Origin of the sequence: Caryophanon tenue, assembly GCF_001700315.1 — a bacterium.
GTDB classification, from domain to species: domain Bacteria; phylum Bacillota; class Bacilli; order Bacillales_A; family Planococcaceae; genus Caryophanon; species Caryophanon tenue.
This window is the reverse complement of record NZ_MASJ01000042.1, coordinates 11,997-28,180: the sequence shown is the minus strand read 5'-3', so window position 1 is coordinate 28,180 and position 16,184 is coordinate 11,997. Positions and strand designations below refer to the sequence as shown.

Annotated in this window: 23 protein-coding genes; 1 reads left to right on the top strand and 22 read right to left on the bottom strand. The window is 33.1% G+C overall.

Translation table 11 applies throughout. The features are described from left to right. Positions 1-3: 3 nt before the first annotated feature. The 11 genes from A6M13_RS15530 to A6M13_RS16635 form a co-directional block, all read right to left on the bottom strand. Entirely contained in the window at positions 4-348 is a 345-nt protein-coding gene (locus tag A6M13_RS15530) for a hypothetical protein (protein ID WP_066548619.1), read from the bottom strand. Continuing rightward, positions 345-707: an HK97 gp10 family phage protein gene (locus A6M13_RS15525; protein ID WP_066548617.1), complete on the bottom strand. Its 363-nt coding sequence runs from the start codon at positions 705-707 to the stop codon at positions 345-347. The genes A6M13_RS15530 and A6M13_RS15525 overlap by 4 nt, the downstream gene beginning before the upstream one ends. Next, complete coding sequence (locus tag A6M13_RS15520; RefSeq protein ID WP_083998413.1) at positions 708-1,052, bottom strand: phage head closure protein; 345 nt, start codon at positions 1,050-1,052, stop codon at positions 708-710. It lies immediately after the preceding gene. Next, positions 1,045-1,332, bottom strand: a complete 288-nt coding sequence (locus tag A6M13_RS15515; protein WP_066548614.1) for a hypothetical protein — start codon at positions 1,330-1,332, stop codon at positions 1,045-1,047. The genes A6M13_RS15520 and A6M13_RS15515 overlap by 8 nt, the downstream gene beginning before the upstream one ends. Next, complete coding sequence (locus A6M13_RS15510; RefSeq protein ID WP_245669364.1) at positions 1,332-1,508, bottom strand: hypothetical protein; 177 nt, start codon at positions 1,506-1,508, stop codon at positions 1,332-1,334. Before A6M13_RS15510 ends, A6M13_RS15515 begins: the two co-directional genes overlap by 1 nt. Positions 1,509-1,531: 23 nt before the next feature. After that, the gene (locus tag A6M13_RS15505) at positions 1,532-2,701 is read right to left on the bottom strand and encodes a phage major capsid protein (protein WP_066548609.1); all 1,170 of its coding nucleotides are present in this window, start codon (positions 2,699-2,701) and stop codon (positions 1,532-1,534) included. Between the two features lie 3 nt (positions 2,702-2,704). Beyond that, entirely contained in the window at positions 2,705-3,280 is a 576-nt protein-coding gene (locus A6M13_RS15500; RefSeq protein WP_211270327.1) for an HK97 family phage prohead protease, read from the bottom strand. Beyond that, complete coding sequence (locus tag A6M13_RS15495; protein ID WP_066548607.1) at positions 3,273-4,484, bottom strand: phage portal protein; 1,212 nt, start codon at positions 4,482-4,484, stop codon at positions 3,273-3,275. Before A6M13_RS15495 ends, A6M13_RS15500 begins: the two co-directional genes overlap by 8 nt. A gap of 20 nt (positions 4,485-4,504) precedes the next feature. Further along, positions 4,505-6,259: a terminase large subunit gene (locus A6M13_RS15490; RefSeq protein WP_066548605.1), complete on the bottom strand. Its 1,755-nt coding sequence runs from the start codon at positions 6,257-6,259 to the stop codon at positions 4,505-4,507. Between the two features lie 11 nt (positions 6,260-6,270). Continuing rightward, on the bottom strand, positions 6,271-6,639 hold the full coding sequence (locus A6M13_RS15485; protein WP_245669362.1) for a P27 family phage terminase small subunit: 369 nt from the start codon (positions 6,637-6,639) through the stop codon (positions 6,271-6,273). 105 nt (positions 6,640-6,744) lie between these two features. Continuing rightward, complete coding sequence (locus A6M13_RS16635; protein WP_083998412.1) at positions 6,745-7,032, bottom strand: HNH endonuclease; 288 nt, start codon at positions 7,030-7,032, stop codon at positions 6,745-6,747. A gap of 61 nt (positions 7,033-7,093) precedes the next feature. On the opposite strand from A6M13_RS16635, the gene A6M13_RS15480 reads away from it, so the two are divergent. Continuing rightward, a complete protein-coding gene (locus A6M13_RS15480; RefSeq protein WP_066548603.1) occupies positions 7,094-7,483 on the top strand; it encodes a DUF2513 domain-containing protein in 390 nt (129 codons plus the stop codon). Here A6M13_RS15480 and A6M13_RS16410 read toward each other — a convergent pair. The 11 genes from A6M13_RS16410 to A6M13_RS15430 form a co-directional block, all read right to left on the bottom strand. After that, entirely contained in the window at positions 7,478-7,654 is a 177-nt protein-coding gene (locus tag A6M13_RS16410; protein ID WP_169817462.1) for a hypothetical protein, read from the bottom strand. The genes A6M13_RS15480 and A6M13_RS16410 overlap by 6 nt on opposite strands. A 49-nt stretch (positions 7,655-7,703) precedes the next feature. Further along, positions 7,704-8,720, bottom strand: coding sequence for a putative phage abortive infection protein (locus A6M13_RS15475; protein WP_066548600.1), 1,017 nt, complete (start codon positions 8,718-8,720; stop codon positions 7,704-7,706). Between the two features lie 131 nt (positions 8,721-8,851). Then, positions 8,852-9,226 (bottom strand): hypothetical protein, encoded by a 375-nt coding sequence (locus tag A6M13_RS15470; RefSeq protein ID WP_066548596.1) that lies wholly within the window; start codon positions 9,224-9,226, stop codon positions 8,852-8,854. A 329-nt stretch (positions 9,227-9,555) separates the two neighbouring features. Next, the gene (locus A6M13_RS15465) at positions 9,556-9,759 is read right to left on the bottom strand and encodes a hypothetical protein (RefSeq protein ID WP_066548594.1); all 204 of its coding nucleotides are present in this window, start codon (positions 9,757-9,759) and stop codon (positions 9,556-9,558) included. 85 nt (positions 9,760-9,844) lie between these two features. Then, entirely contained in the window at positions 9,845-10,252 is a 408-nt protein-coding gene (locus A6M13_RS15460; RefSeq protein ID WP_066548592.1) for a hypothetical protein, read from the bottom strand. Positions 10,253-10,335: 83 nt separating this feature from the next. Next, entirely contained in the window at positions 10,336-10,584 is a 249-nt protein-coding gene (locus tag A6M13_RS15455; RefSeq protein ID WP_066548590.1) for a hypothetical protein, read from the bottom strand. Position 10,585: 1 nt separating this feature from the next. Further along, positions 10,586-11,122: an HNH endonuclease gene (locus A6M13_RS15450; protein ID WP_066548587.1), complete on the bottom strand. Its 537-nt coding sequence runs from the start codon at positions 11,120-11,122 to the stop codon at positions 10,586-10,588. Positions 11,123-11,253: 131 nt separating this feature from the next. Continuing rightward, entirely contained in the window at positions 11,254-11,955 is a 702-nt protein-coding gene (locus A6M13_RS15445) for a BRO-N domain-containing protein (protein ID WP_066548584.1), read from the bottom strand. 93 nt (positions 11,956-12,048) lie between these two features. Beyond that, a complete protein-coding gene (locus A6M13_RS15440) occupies positions 12,049-12,840 on the bottom strand; it encodes a hypothetical protein (RefSeq protein ID WP_066548578.1) in 792 nt (263 codons plus the stop codon). Between the two features lie 23 nt (positions 12,841-12,863). Further along, positions 12,864-13,043: a helix-turn-helix domain-containing protein gene (locus tag A6M13_RS15435; protein ID WP_066548575.1), complete on the bottom strand. Its 180-nt coding sequence runs from the start codon at positions 13,041-13,043 to the stop codon at positions 12,864-12,866. A gap of 285 nt (positions 13,044-13,328) precedes the next feature. Continuing rightward, positions 13,329-16,127: a hypothetical protein gene (locus A6M13_RS15430; protein WP_066548573.1), complete on the bottom strand. Its 2,799-nt coding sequence runs from the start codon at positions 16,125-16,127 to the stop codon at positions 13,329-13,331. Positions 16,128-16,184: the final 57 nt, after the last annotated feature.

The window sequence follows — 16,184 nt, the reverse complement described above, 5'->3', positions numbered from 1 at the left end:
ATTTTAGTCTCCTTGTTCGTTAATTAATGTAATTTGATATGAGCGTTGAAATAACTGCTCCTTGTCAATGTAAAAATCACTCGTATCATAATAGATAGAGTGACTGTCTAGTAAATCTTCAATTTTTTGCTCAACTTGTAATTCTTTCTTTTCGGTATACAAGTCGATTGAATAGTTTTTAATCTTTTTATGTACTTTATTATCTGCTGCTACGTTTGTGCTATCTTCCTCGTAATACACAATAAAAGGAATAGTAGGTGCTGGTGTATCATCACTCGTTTTAAAATGACTGTATGCAAGTGGATAACCTAACGCATTCAATGCTTTTACTAACTCAATTAATGTCATTCGCTAATCACCCCGTATACTTTGCGTTCAAAGTCAGCTATCATTTTTTGTTCAACGGGTTTGATGTGTGGCTGCGCTTGACTTAATGATCCATCGCGTTGTACATGTGGCTTCTCAAGTAAATGCGTCAATCTGTATTCATCTTTGTTGTGAACGACATAAGCATCTTTTACTTTCTTGTATGTCCAACCTGCTGCATAATCACCTTTATCTTTAGGTGATGTTACCTTTAATTGACGTACACCGTCTTCAGCAACTTCTTTTGCAACCACATCTGTTTCGTCCGTAATACGATTAGCATAACGTTGTAGCTCTCGATTAATTTCATTGGCTAATTGACTAATATTAATTGTTGCCATCTAATTCACTCCTAGCCGTGCTTCACAATACAACTCGATGTCTCCATCATCACGTACAAAGGTACGATAAACAGAATACATTTTACGATTATATTCAACTTGTTTTTGTCCATCATACTCATCATGATTAATAATGATAGTTAACTGCGCTTTTAAGCCATGTTGCATAGCCATACCAAACTCACGTTGTCCTACAGTAGTAACAGCACAATAAACCATTTCTGGTGTCGTTACCTCAATTTGCTGCATTAATTCATCTACAATAATGGTTGTAGACATTAAAAAGCACACATCATCTTTTGATACATGCGTTTTACTTCCAATAGATTGTTTTAGACTAGGCATCACTAGCACCTACCTTTTGAATCACTCTATTATGAATTTTAAATTGTAAATTACGAGGTAATCCTACATCTTCTTGGCGTTTACGATATGACCATGCGCTGTAATCTACAATCAATTGCACATCTTCAGCAGTTTCATTTGTAAAGTCAATTCCCATTTTTTCTAGTTCCTTAAACGATGCTTCGATTAAATTAATGAATAGAGTATCACGCAAATTATGCGTAATACCCATATCCAATTTAAAAAGGGATAAACAATTAGCAAGTGTTAGCTCACTCATCATTTATCACCTTCAATCTCCATAATTAATGGAAGTCCTATTTTATTGTTAGTTGATGATAACTCCTCAGCACGTTCTTTATTGATACGTCCTTTGCGAGGATACTTATCACCGACATTATAAATGTGGTTGTTATCCTGTAAATCTTTAAATTGCTTAATTACTTTGTACTTCAATATGTATCATCCTTTCTTGAGGATTATGCACCTGCTACTTCTGGTGTGTATGTTACGTAAAACCCTGCATCTGCATCTGTTTTCTCAACATCGAATCGAATGAAGCCAGCTAATAATTGACCGTATACATCATTATCAACCCATTTAACTGAAGCACGTTTGCGGTCAAATAAAGTTGCGAATGCTTTTGTGTCACCGATAAATGCTACTAAGTCACCTTCAGATGTACCAATCATGTCATCATCTAATACAACTACTTCCTTACCAAATAACTTTTTACCTGACGCAACTGTAATGTCAGTTTGTAATAAGTAACGACCATCGCCATCTTTTAATGTATCTAGCTCATTGTATAGAGAAGAAGAAATAACTGCTTTAGCATTGTACACTTTCTTTAAGTCCTTATTAAATACTGCTTTTAAACCATCTAAACCTGTTACTGATTTAGCTGTAGCCGTCTTTAATACAGATGCAATAACAGCATTCTTTGTATTTAATTCTTGGTCTGCAATTTCTTCTGCGATAAGAGTAGTTACATCAAAATCTGCATCGTCAATTACTTCTTGTGATACAGGAATAAATCCACGGTACGTCTCAATGTCGTATGGTACTTCTACGATTGTTGGTTTTGCTAGTGCTGGATTAGCTGCTAACTCCGCAACTGAGTTCATTTTAGAACCAGATTTCTTGATAACAGGGTATTTACCCGAACCACTATTTACTTTTGCCGTATTTACTAACTTCGTTAAATCAATAACATTCTCTGGTGCTTCTTGTGGCTTTAATAGTTCTTCTGGAATTAATGCGCCACCTTCAACTGATGTAAAGCCATCGCGTGTTTGACCTTTCGTGCGTACGTATTCGTTAATTGCATTGCGTGTTTCCATTTGATTTGTCATGTTTCGTTTTGCTCCCTTGTTTGGTGATTTTCGGTTTGATTGTTCTAATTGTGCTTGTAATGCTCCGATTTCTTCTTCTAGCAATTCCTTTTGTTCTTCTAGTGCTGTAATCTCTTCTTCTAATTTATTAATTTCAGTTTCGATTACTGTTAAATCTTCTTCTGTTTCAACTGCTTCAACTGTTTCTGCTAACTCATTACGCTTAGATAATAAGTCATTTAACTTCTCTTTTTGTGCCTCTAATGCGTTACGTTTTAAGTTTAATTTTGCTCCTGTTAATACTGGGTTTGTCATATGTTATTTACCGATCCTTTCAATTAACGCTTTTTTGCGTTGTTCTAATTTTTGTTTTTTAATTTTTTCTACATCTTTTTGTCGTGCTGCAACTTCTGTTTGCTTATAAGCAGGGAATGCTGTAATTGATACTTCTAGTAAATCCGCATCTTTTACAATCCATTTCATCGTTCCATCTTCACGCTCAATGACTTCTTCTTTTACAGGGTAGAAACCAAATGAACAACCTCGGACTTTCCCTGTTTGGATTTTACGATAAGCAGATTTAGCAAATGGGTCTTCTAAGTCAATTTTAATTTGACCAAACAAGCCATGTTCATCCACTTTTAACTCAAGTGTTTTGCTTGCAATACTACCTAATACAATTCGTGTATCATGGTTATCAAGTGCAATTACATCTACTTTCTCAACGTTTAAAGAACGGTTAAATGCTTGTGGCGTAATTTCTTCATAAGCACCTTTCCATAATTCCGTTTCTTGGTTAAACACAACAAAGTAACCTTCGATGATTGCCTCATTTGTATCTTCAATCGAGTGTGTTTTTAAGTCACTCATAAAATGCATGTGTCGTTTATTCAACATTATCACCTCCATTCAATTTACTTTGGTCTGCCAATTTGTTAGCAGGTATGTAGTTCTCTAAGATGATTAACTCATTCATTTCATCATCTGGTTCTAAGCCGATCCAATCACGCAATTCATTACGTCGCATCGCATTACGATCAATTAGTTGTACTCCTGATGATGTCAACTCACTAATGTCGTAGGAATACAATGAGCGAGGATTTAAACGGAAGAACCAACTTTCCTTATACAAAATATCTCGTGTTAACGTTTGGGAAATGACTTGTCCAATGGAGTAAATACGAGTATTGATAAAGTTGTTATACGTATCTTTATCGAAGTCACCTACGCCTAGAAAGAACGCTGGTACATCTAATATTCCTGCAACTGTTTTCTTGTCTAGCTCAACACCCTCGATAATTGCAATGTCTTTTAACGATAGAGGTTTAACTTGCTCCACATTTAACATGTCAGACGGAATAATCCACGGTTTCCCACCTTCTGTCTCCGCAAAATATTTATCCGTAATCTTTGCACGACCTTCTACTGTCGCTAATTCCTCTGTCAATGCATCAACGCTGATAATTAGTGAAGGCATGTATTTACCTGACATAAAATTATTCTTAGTTTTATTTGCTTGGGATAAGTTTTTTGCTATTTCACGTAGGGATGCTTTGTATCCTGTTCCCTTGTAGGGATAAAGAGGATGAGGGTTAATGACGAAATGACATACTTCGTCTGGGGTATACGTTTTACCATTACATTCAATTAAATAATCGCCATTGTCTAAGTCTGTATAATCCACACATTGCATAGGGAATGGTGTGAGGTTGTCAATTAAGCCTGTTTTATTATTTACTGCAATATGTACAATGGAGTTACCGTTGCCAAACAACAATAAATCTCGGACAATCTTATAAACCCATGATTTCCTTGTCATATTACGGCATGGCTCAATATCAATCTTACGTGATAAATAGTTTTTAACTCGCTTATCACCTTTATCAGTGTTCTCCATGAGATGAATAGTCATGTTACTTACTAAGTCAGCAATTTTATTGACACCTGTAACAATGTCAGGGTGTTCTGCTAACGATACGTAGCCAATAACATCATCTAATTTCTTCGCTACTGCAATATCTTGAGTAGATTCTGTTTGTACAACTTCATCATTTGATGAGCGTGTTTGTGCTTTATTAATTCGATTCCAAAATGCCACTATTTCACCTCCATTCACTGTTAATTATTTAGCCAACTTGACGCTTGATTTGCTTTTGATATGTCATCTAACATTTGTACAGCACTAAATACTGCTGCATCAAATAAATCTATACGCTGAGTACCACCATCGCCATCTACTTTTTCGTACTGAATCATGTCATCTGTCTTTTCAATCGCTCTAACGTTTTGTACGCAATACTCAAATGCTTGATTATGTAAGTAATACAGTTCACCATTTTTAGCTTTTGTTTCAATCCTTCTAAAACCTTCTGATTTCACATGGAAATATTGCGGTTGATCGACCACGTTAAATCTAGCTGCTTTCATTCCGAGTAAAAATTCTCGACCAAACTTTTTATCAAAGCCTACTTTCTTAATTTTGAAGCCCATGTTACGCATCTTAATAAACCAATTAACTACATCATCGTAATGTACCGTAGGGGTATTGCTCATTGTTAACCAACCGTCACTAGCCCAACCAAACAATGGAATCCCATCTTCATCGGCTTTCTTATACGCATTAACAATCGGGAAGAATGCATGTGTTATGACAATATCAATATCCTTACCGTTATGATTGTATTTGCCGTATAGAGCTACAGCATTTAAGTCATGCAACTTAGCGAGGTCTGCACCTCCATACCAGTCAATTTTAAGTTTCGCTAATTCTTCTAGCCTCCAATCATAATGGCTATCAGAATGCTTAAACTCGTTAATGTCAAAGTACGCTTTTAACGATGATGTAAAGATGTTCAGCGTCTTGTTAAAGAACTCGCCTCGTGTTTGTGGATCATTCATCGCTAACTCAGCATCACGTTTTAAGTCCTCTAATGTTACTGTTACGCCGATGTTCGGATTAGCCATTTCTAATATTTCATCACTCGTGTAATCTGGTACATTGCCTTTTTCATCTTGGTCTGCCTTACAAATAAAGATAAAGTATTCATCATCTACAATTGTTCCATTTAAAACTTTTTTACAGTACTCTAAACGTTGAGCAAGGAATCCGTTTGGTATGTCTCCTGCTGTACTTATGGCGATTAATAGTTTATTCCTATAAGCCTTTTGTGAGTTTTTCATGAGGGTGTATTGTTTTGCGGATTTCCAAGTATGGACTTCATCGAGGATTAATAGATTGGAGTTAAGCGAATCAAGTCGTTTCGGATCGTTCGCTAACGCTTGAATATAAATAGAGCCACCATCACCAAAGTTTTTAGTAATTGAATGCTCTTGGTTGTTATCGCGTATACGGATTGATTTATCATTTAATCGCTCAAGGTTGTATTTAAGGAATCCAAATGACTCCATCGTTTGCTTTAAACTGTTTGCTAATATGTATAATTTTGAGCCTGATGCACGTTCTAAGATGGATAATGCCCATCCAAGTGAGGAGGCGAAGGCTGTTTTACCTTGCTTTCGTGGGATCATGAGGAGACTTTCGTGGAATCGTCTTACATTGCTATCTTTATTGAAGAAGCCTAGCAGATTGACAACGATAAACTTTTGCCACGGTTGTAATATCATCGGTGTACCCTTTAATGGAGCACCTTGTAAGTCTTCACCTTGTTGATGTGCTATTGTATTCTCAATCAAACCAATAACAAAATCAAATTGTTCTTGCTTGAAATCCAAATCATCACGGTCTAAATCATTTAAAAATCGTATAGCTGCCAAACGATTCTCTACGCAAGCAACCTTTTTATAATCTGCTATTGTTTTAGCATAATCATAAGCCACTTTAAAATTGTTTGAATCAATATGCTTTAAATTCATCTATTTCATCACTACTTTTGACTAGCGAGGAATTGATCTAGTGGGCTAGTAACTACTTCAACTTTTTTAGGCTGCTCTACATTCAATGATTTAGGATTTAAGCATAATCGGTCAGAATACGAAACAATATCTTTCCGTAATGATTCCATCGCCGTGAAAATGGGACGCTTTCTATCGTTTGTAGCCCCTGCTTTATTCGTGTATTCTTCTGTTATTTGATAATCTGACTGCTCAAATTGCAATTCAAAGACTTGATATTGATGTAATAGACCTGCGTAAATCTCAATCAAGTTATTGTACTCTTTCTTATACGTTCCAAGACTTTTCATTTCGCGTATTACCGCACTTTTTAGTTGTTTTTTCGTTTTAACTGTTGTCAATTTCTCACCTACTTTATTTTTTTGTTTGTAATTTAGCACCCCTTTATCTCTCAACCTACCAAAAATTCGGAAAAAGTTGACCGCATCGGGCTATATAAAAATTTTTTATTTTTTAAATTGGGGAGGGGTTACTTTATTTCTCCAGTATTCACCTAATTCTGTTAATACATCATTTTCTCTGTCATGCATTTTATCGTGACAACTATTACACAAACTAATTAAATTCCACATTTGTATTCGCCACTCTGGATGCTCCAACAATGGATTTACGTGATGCACACATGCAGCAATTCGATTACGACCGTACCGTCTACATTCTTTACACTCATATCCATCTCGCCTTAATACTTTTTCTCTTGTAGCCTTCCACCGTTTCGTTTTGTAAAAATTAATTTATATCACTTCCTTACTGCTATATCTTCAATGTTATAATAAGTTAAAGGTGGTGAATTTTATGAGGTTGAATCATGATTGTGTGAGGGATTTCTTGCTAGAAATAGAGGATAAATTAGGCTTAGATGAACAACTATTCTTACATCAAATTGAGGAATTAGATTGTGTGAATACATATGGTCGAGACACTGTTATTTACTCGATACTAAAATTAAAAGAGGCTAACTATATCAATGCTTCTGTAACCTATGCTGATGATGAAATTTATCACTTAGCCGTATCATCAATTACATTTGATGGTCATTCATTTTTAGATAACATACGCGACAATACTGTATGGCGTAAAACTAAAGAAATTACATCTAGCGTTTCTAGCGCATCTATAGGTATAGTAGCTAATACTGCTTATACAGTTTTAACTAGCTACATACAATCTAAACTAGACTTATAATTGTATCTCTACTGAATCTAATAGAACGTATAGCTCATCATCTGGATTCTCTTTTTTTATGCGTTCTATTAATTCTTTACTGAAAAGCAAACTTAAATCATTCATCTGCACATGTCCTACTAGTTTATTCAACCCATTCTTCTTCACATAAAATATCGCATCTCTATTCATTTAACTTATCCACCTACCTTACTGCATAATAAAAAGCCGATGATTAAACTCATCGACTAAGCATTGCATCTTGTAATATATCTTTTGTATTTAAATTTGAATACTTATCGAAGTATTTCTTCATTTCTTTTTCATTACCTAATTCCATAAAATAATATAAGATTGTAATTTCATGAATAGTAAATTGAGAAAAGAAAATATTTAAATAATCTTGTTTATTTTGAATGTTTTTTGCGAGATCAATGTATCTAATGATAGTCCTTACACTTTTAATATAATTTGATAAAAAGTATTTACTTTGGATATTGGCGAGCTTCAAGGCATATGCTTTATTGTTCTGTTCATCTTTGTAAGAGTTAATTAAATTATTTGCCAAATTTCCTTTGATTAAAAGCTGTTGAGACATTTCTTTATCTATTCCTATAATACTTAAACCTGTCGTATTTCTGGAAACTTCTCTGTTCAAATTCTTTACATTATATTGAAAGTTTTTATAATCCATTGCTGGTGGATTCATTAAAATACTTTTTCTAATCATTTTTACTTCTTTATATATTTCCTCTAAATTATCTTCACAATCATAGAATAGATTTTCGATATGTTGATTAAACAAGTGATAATAATACTGTTCATTGACTTGTTCATAGAAGTTGATTAATGCTTCTCGTCCTCTAAACTCCCCATATTTTAAATCATTAATTAAATTACTATGCATATTAATCATATTAAAGAATGTAGTTTCGAATTGTTGTTTCAACATCGTTTCATTAGTAATTATAGCTTGTTTAACCGTTTCTAATAATTGCTTATTAGTAGCAGCTAATTCTTTTTGTTGCGTTTTATATGTAGCGTAAATTAAAAAAACAGTTGATATAGCTAAAATTCCACCTAAAAGACCTCCTAAATAGTCTCCTAGTAAAGCTAGTTCTGTAAAATCAAAATAGAGTTTAAAATAATTTTTAATAATGACTAAAACCACACTCAAAATGACCGTAATCAGCAGGATTAGTAATGCAAATTTTACAATACGATCCTCCTTATTTAATATATTATCATTTTCTTCCATAAAATCACCACCATGTTAAATGATAGCTCATGTCTACAAGAAAATCTATTGCCAATTATTAAATATAAATGTACTCTTCAAGTAAAATAAAAGCCACATCATAAATTTGATGTGACCGGATTCTTTACAATCTATTGAACAGAAAAATGGTAATATCCTGAAGTTTCATTATCATATAATGCAACTGAATTACCATTAAAATTTCCAGAGAAATGATTATTCGAATTGTAATCATACCCTTTAAAACTATTATCTACATAGTTAAAATTGATTTCTACATAGCTAGATACCCCATAGTGATATAACTTAGCTATACCATTTGTAACTGCTCCAGAAAAATAACATTGTGCATTGTAATCATAAACCTTGATATTTGTACTATCTACTTCTCCTAAAAAAAGATGATATGCCCCCTCAGCATGACTATAAGCTAATTTTGAAGTAGAATTATTTTCAAAAGATCGAGCCACAACATATGCTACAGCATATTTTACATCACTTTTCATAAGTAATTATCTATCTCCTTTTCAAAATATTTTAAACGGATTTAAGTGTTTAGATGATTTCATATAAAAGTATATGTCGCACATGTATTAGACTTAATAACCATTTATAATATTTATTGTAAAATAAAAGGTTTTTAATGTAAAGAGAAACACAAACAAACGTTCCTTTATACCTCTACAAATATTTCTGTGACACTATCTGACTTAATATAATTTTCCCACGCACCAAAACCATTTCTCGCCTCATAAAGATTCATAGTATCTCCCTCCTAATTTCCTACATAATAAAAAAGCCACATCAAATGAATGATGTGACCTCTATTATCTAATTATTTCTCTTCTTTTATCTTCACATACTTTACTGCACCCATAAAATAAACTTCAGCTTCGTCATCAAACTTATTTCTATAAAAATTATTAGATGTAATCATAGTTTGAACTTCTTCAATAACTTGATCTATACTTTCTGCTTCTATCAACATATTGAATGTTTCTTTTTCTGAATAATGACTTGTTACATGATACTTTTTCATGAATAATCCACCTCCTACCCTTACTATTATTGTAAAGGAAAGAGATGTAAATTTCTGTAATAATTATTTGCTATAATTTATAACCCTACCATGATAAATCCTTATCCTTTAAACATTTAGCAATAGCATCTTCCATATGCTTTAATGTTAATAATTCAGGCGAATAGTTTATACGTAGCTTTTGAGGTTTTCCTGAAGAATAATTTACTCTTAAAACTTCTTCTCGATATTTAATATTAGTAAGTGTTACTAAATCATTATCCACTTTCAATTCAAAGTTACGATCTAAAAGAACATAATTGACAAGTGAATCATTTAATTTTGTTCTCTCATATACTGACTCATCATATGCAAGGACTGGCTTCACAAACTCTTCAATCATAGCATCAATTTTTGAAAACAACTTTTCCTTTGTCTCAATGCTTTTATAAAACTCTCGCTTTTGCATTTCTTTTATAAAACTTTCTTGTATCTTCAGTAAACTTTTATCCATTATGGCACCTCCATTTATATTATTTATTGTAAAATAAAAGGAGATATATGTAAAGAAAAATACGAACAGATATTCTAATAATTTTAAATATGTATAAAAATCTCTCTCACTGTGTTTGATTTAACATAACAAAACCCTTGTTTGTCATCATCTTCATTTCGTTCTGCACGTATAAAATCTATATGATTTAAACTATCTTTAATAGAGTTAAAAGCATCATAAGCGTCCATAGCACTAACATATAAAAAGTACGATAAATTATCAGTTGAGAGCGTTACTTTATATGTTTTGTGGTCTGTCTCATTAATTACATTCAATTTCTTTTCTGCCATGTTAAATAACCCCCTTATTGTTATAACCCAATACATTATTTTGAATACAACGGTAACTAACACCATATTCTGTTGCTTTCTGCACACACCAATCATGTTTAGTACCATGTATCAATTCCTTATACTCTTGTCGTAAATCATCAATTACATTTGTATCTAATCGCTTTGTATTTTTAGCCATCTTACGTCTAGCACGGTTAACTGCTCGTGGTGCTAACATTAGATTTAAAATCGAGTTATTTGAACGATCAAAGTCTACGTGATCAACTTCTAAATTAAACTTTTTCCAATCAAAACCATCTAATGCCGCTGACATAATTAGTACATGTACTCCAATTGATGACGCAATTCCACTATCACTTTTTACATGTGCATAACAATAACCTATTTTACTCGGACTAGCCGTTACCCATTTTTGCGTTACCTTGTTAAAAATACGTCCATTCCTTAAATCTGCTGCATAGTTGCTATAGTTCGGGATTTCATATAACTTGTCTAAATCAATTTCTTTTAATAATTCCTGTACAATTTCATTCATAATAAAATTTTCCACCTTTACCCTTTTTTTTAATTAGAAAAGGCACTCACGTAATTAAACGCAAATGCCTTGATATGTATGTATTATGTATTTGACATCTCGGAAAAAGTTCCGACATATATTTTTATGTATTATTTGCTTGTAGCTGCTGTACGATAACGCATATTTTCCACACTTACACGTACCATCTCACGTACTCGAATTAACTCTGTAGCTAATCCAATCTGTTGATGCCCATAACTATCAATTCGCACATTTAACCACGCCACTAACTCATCACGTACTTCTTCCATTGACTCAATATGTGATTTATATTTCTTATTGCCGTGTCGAGCTTTCGACTTATATTTATACGGAAGTCGTGTCTTATTAGCTCGATGATGTTGTAAGAACTCAGCAACTAAGTCATATAGCTTAGTAATGTCATAGTTATTTAAATTTGCCATAAACAAATCCACATTATAAATTACTTGCTCATATGTGGCAGAATCTGATACAACTACACCTTCCTTACGTAATTGTTTTAAGATTGCCTTTACTTCCTTTTTAACGGCTTTTGCAACTGGTTTACGTGATTGCATGAGGACTTCGTATACACCGTCATCTGTTAAGAACCACATTTCACGTTTTTGACCTGATGTGTGTACTAAACACTTCAGCTTTTCATCGTCATCAACAAGTTCAACCATTTGTGTAGGCTGCTTATTATCAATCCACTCAGCTACTTCCTTCGCTAAAATCAATGGTTCTTCTACGCTTCCATACACTGTAAATTCCTTGTCTACTGCCTCTAATTTTAATACCGATACTGCTTCTAATACTTGTTTTGTCATAATTTTCTTGTCCCCTTTGGATATTTTTTTATTTTTAATATCCATGTCTGCCTCACTGGACAGCCTATTAATGGAGTTTTTTACAGTTCAAATTTAACAGTTGAAATCAGTAATATACGTAAAGTTTTCGTCGTCAAATAGCGTTTCAAGCATTTCATCAATTTGCTGTTTCGTCATAAATTTCTTTTGAATCGCCTCGTCTAAAAACTTAATCATCGTCATGTAACCACTTGATTTAAATGGCATACCTAATTTATGTCGATTCTCGTAAAAACTTTCGCAACAACATGAGATAGCATCAATTGATACGCTACTAAAATCATCGTCACCATAACCAAAATAAAACTTATGTACGTTAATCATTTTGTCAGTCAGCTCGTCGACCATATCCTCTAAATCATCTTCATCTAATTTTGTCATAAATTCCTGAAGTAACTCATCGTCATAAATAAATGCTGATAATTGGTCTTTGATTGACAACTTATCTGGCTCTACGCTACTAAATAAATCAATAAAGCTATTTCCAAACACTGTTAAACAGCTATCTAAAACGATTTTTTTACTATGGTATAAAGTTGCGTCACACATCCAGTAAATTGCGTCAATAAAACTCAGGTCACTTTCCCATGCAATAGAACCTTTGTTGTAATAGTAAGTTTTGCACTCATCTAAACGGTCAACAAATAGCTCCCCTGCTTGCGTATCATACAATTCCTCATATAATTCTTTTAACGATTCGATAATGGAACGAGACTTAGCAATCATTTGATTGAGGTCTGTATCACATCGTTTAACGTAGCTCAATACTTCCTCTACATCATCTTTTAATAATGCTTTGATAATGCATACACCGTCTAATTGTTCTTCTAATTTTAATGTTGTCATACTTTAATTTCCCCTTTTATATGTTATTTGTTGTTGATGTATTCTGTGATTGTTTGTAAGTCATGCTCACTTAGTTGCACCTTGTCGGCAAAGAATTGACTAATCCAGCTGTTGCTGCAACCAATTAACTTGGCTAAATCTTTTTGCTTGATGCGCTTCAATTTCATTTTGTGATGAAGCTCACACTTTTGTTCGTAATTCATTTTGATTTTCCTTTCTTTTTTGTTTACAACACACCTCATTTCGTGTTATTGTTATATTAGATAAATATGTACTTTTTTAAGTTAAAAAAATAAGTTAAAAAATAATTAATATCCTCATTTAAAAAGGGTTGTGCTGGCTACCACCCTGTATAGCAGTAACCAACACGATTTAAAAGGAGGAAATTATTAATTATGTAAGTTGGAAAAAGCTCACACTCTCTCCATATACCCACTAAAAAAACACTCCCGAACCCTTGACAAACTTAACTTTTTGATGTAAAGGTTCTACTTTTCTTGCTCATTTTCGCCTAAAAATGCATTGACAAATTGTTTTTTATGTGTTTTATAAATTACATTCATTACTTTCAACACCGATTCTTCTGTACTTTCCACCTCGAATAGATGATAAAGAATAGCGTATAACGTTACAGGCTTAATAGTACGTTTCGTCAAACGCTTCTGCATTTCTTCTGCTTCCACTCTTAACTCTCGCTTAATCGTCTTCTTTAATTCTTCTTTACTATTTTGATTGTCTACAATAGATTGTAATTGATTTGTATTATTGATGTACTCATTTACAATCTCTAACACCTCTTTTTCTTGCTTATCATCTGCTTGAGCAATTTTAAATGCTTTCCCATCAATACCTGCTTTATTAACTAAAGTCATCATATCAATACGATCAGCGGCTTTAATTACTTTAGCCCGTTGGACACCGTCTTCATTTTCTTTCTCCACTTTAAATTTCTTGTAAACGTAATCCATCGTAGTATCGTATTGAGTGCTATTTGATTTTCGTTCCATAAATAAAGGGAACTTACTATTTCTCAACTTAGTTCTAACTAGCTTATCTAATCGTTTTAATTCTTTATCTATTTCAATGTCGTATGACTTTTTAGCTCCATCAATTGCAATCGTAGAAGCTACAGATACAATCTCAATCACTTCTTTCATGATTTTAGCTGTATCCTTATCATAATTATAGATAGCATCATACATAACTGATTGAGCAGCTTGTCCAACGTTCACGATACTACCAATAACATCAGAAGCGATTGCTTTGTCAACTTCACTTCTATTTAACGCTGTTAATTTATATGTATTTGAGGTAGCTGACACTTTATTTAAGCACACCTGAGAAGTATTCTTTTTTGCTACATCAACGATAATATCATTATTCGTGAGCAGTGCCGTATCACTATCGTAGTCGCAACCACTTAATAAATCTTGGAGCGCAAACTCAATTGCATTTACTGCTACAATATTATTAGTAAAGTTAAAGTATGTATCGATTTTTTTATTATGTACGTTTTGAGCATGTAAGATATTATTTGCACTCGTATGAGGGTTACGGAATCCAGCTAGTTCCTCACCATCATCAAATAACTTAGTATGTACTTGATTTTTTTCTAAAGTATGAGACTTTAAATTATGTAAATTTAACTTATTAATACTATGTAAAAGCATTTCATATGGATTTCCGACTAATACGCAATAGTCACCTACGATACGTAACTTCCCTTTTCTCATTCGTTTTGCATATTCACTCATCGCATTTTTCTTGAATGTGATGAATAAATCCGTCTTAGCAAACTTACAATTACGATTATATAAGTCAACAATCATGTCATTGCTATTCATCATTGTCGCTGTATCTACTAAGTATTCGATAAACTTATCATCACTTTCCTTCATGTCATTGATATAATCAATTTCAAATTGGCATAGTTTTGTCGTTTTATCTTTTGTTATTGGAAGTGAATTAAGCATCTGATAAGACATCTGGTTTAAAGGTTTACCTTCAATTGAGCCGCGCTTTGAAGCATACTCACTTTTACATACACCAAACACATTCTTCTCACCTTTAACAATGCTTTTCCAGTGCTTATACATCTCTTTGTCTGACCCTTTAATAAAACTAAACTTAAAAATCTTTAAAGAACTAGGTGTAACGATGCATTTCACGTCTTTAATCTTAATTTTATTGCCCAACATATCTTTGATCGTATCTGTTTCATATGCTGCATCGCCAAATTCATCTCGCATAAATTGCTCAATATTTGTGTTAAATAATGCCGACTTCCAGAAATGTTGACGTGTTAACATCATACCCTTACCTTCATATTTGCCTGTAAAGTATGATGAATCAAGTAAGCCCTGCCCATCAAACAAACTATTTTTAATTTCTGCATTAGCATCTGTTTTAGATTGAAGGATAGACTTTCCGTTTTCATCTTTTACTGTATTGATTGTAATAGCTTCCTGTGTAAATACTGATTCCACATCACTAATCAATAAGATGTTTTTAGGATTAATTTCAATTGTTCCTTCAATTGCTGATGCAACAAGTGCTTCATATGCTGACCATGCCGCTAAATCAATTTCTACATCCTCTGAGAGTTCCAAGCTCATTCGTGACCATTTAGTCATTTCATCTAATAACTCTTCTCTGATGAATAGGATTTCACCTGTACGAGCCTTTGCGCTACTACGTTTATATGGACGATATGTAATCATTTCACCTTTGTAATTCTTAAAAGTGAATCCATCTTTATACATTGAATCACGTAACTCGTCTGTATTGATAATTTCACTCCAACCACCATCTGCTCTAGCCGTGATTTCTTTAATTCGTTCATCTCGCTCTTTATTTAACGCGTTTACTTCTTCCTCACTTTTTGCTGCTTCAATTTTATTATCGTAACGCTTATTAGTATTCGCAATCACACCTTTTAGATCGTGAACCTTGCTTTTAAATTTGACGTTAATCACGTCATCGGTATAGAAACGGCTAATATTTTGAAGTGTACGCTTATCTAAATTTTTAACACTTTCTGGCTGAGGTGCACGAATCACTTTACCCTTATCATTTTTCATTTCATTACCATCAGCATCTAATTTTGGCTTCAATCGTTTTATAAACTTATCAATACCCACCTTCGATAATTTCATCAGCTCTAAAGAATGTGGAATGTAACCTGTATAGTTATCCTGAGCTTTATTACCTCGATTATTAACCTCCCAAATTACTGCTGCCTCAATAGTACGAATATAAACTCCATTATTTTTTACTTGTTTTGCCATAAATAATATCCTCTTTCTTCCTTTTTAATTTTTATTTTGTATAATACATACATTAGA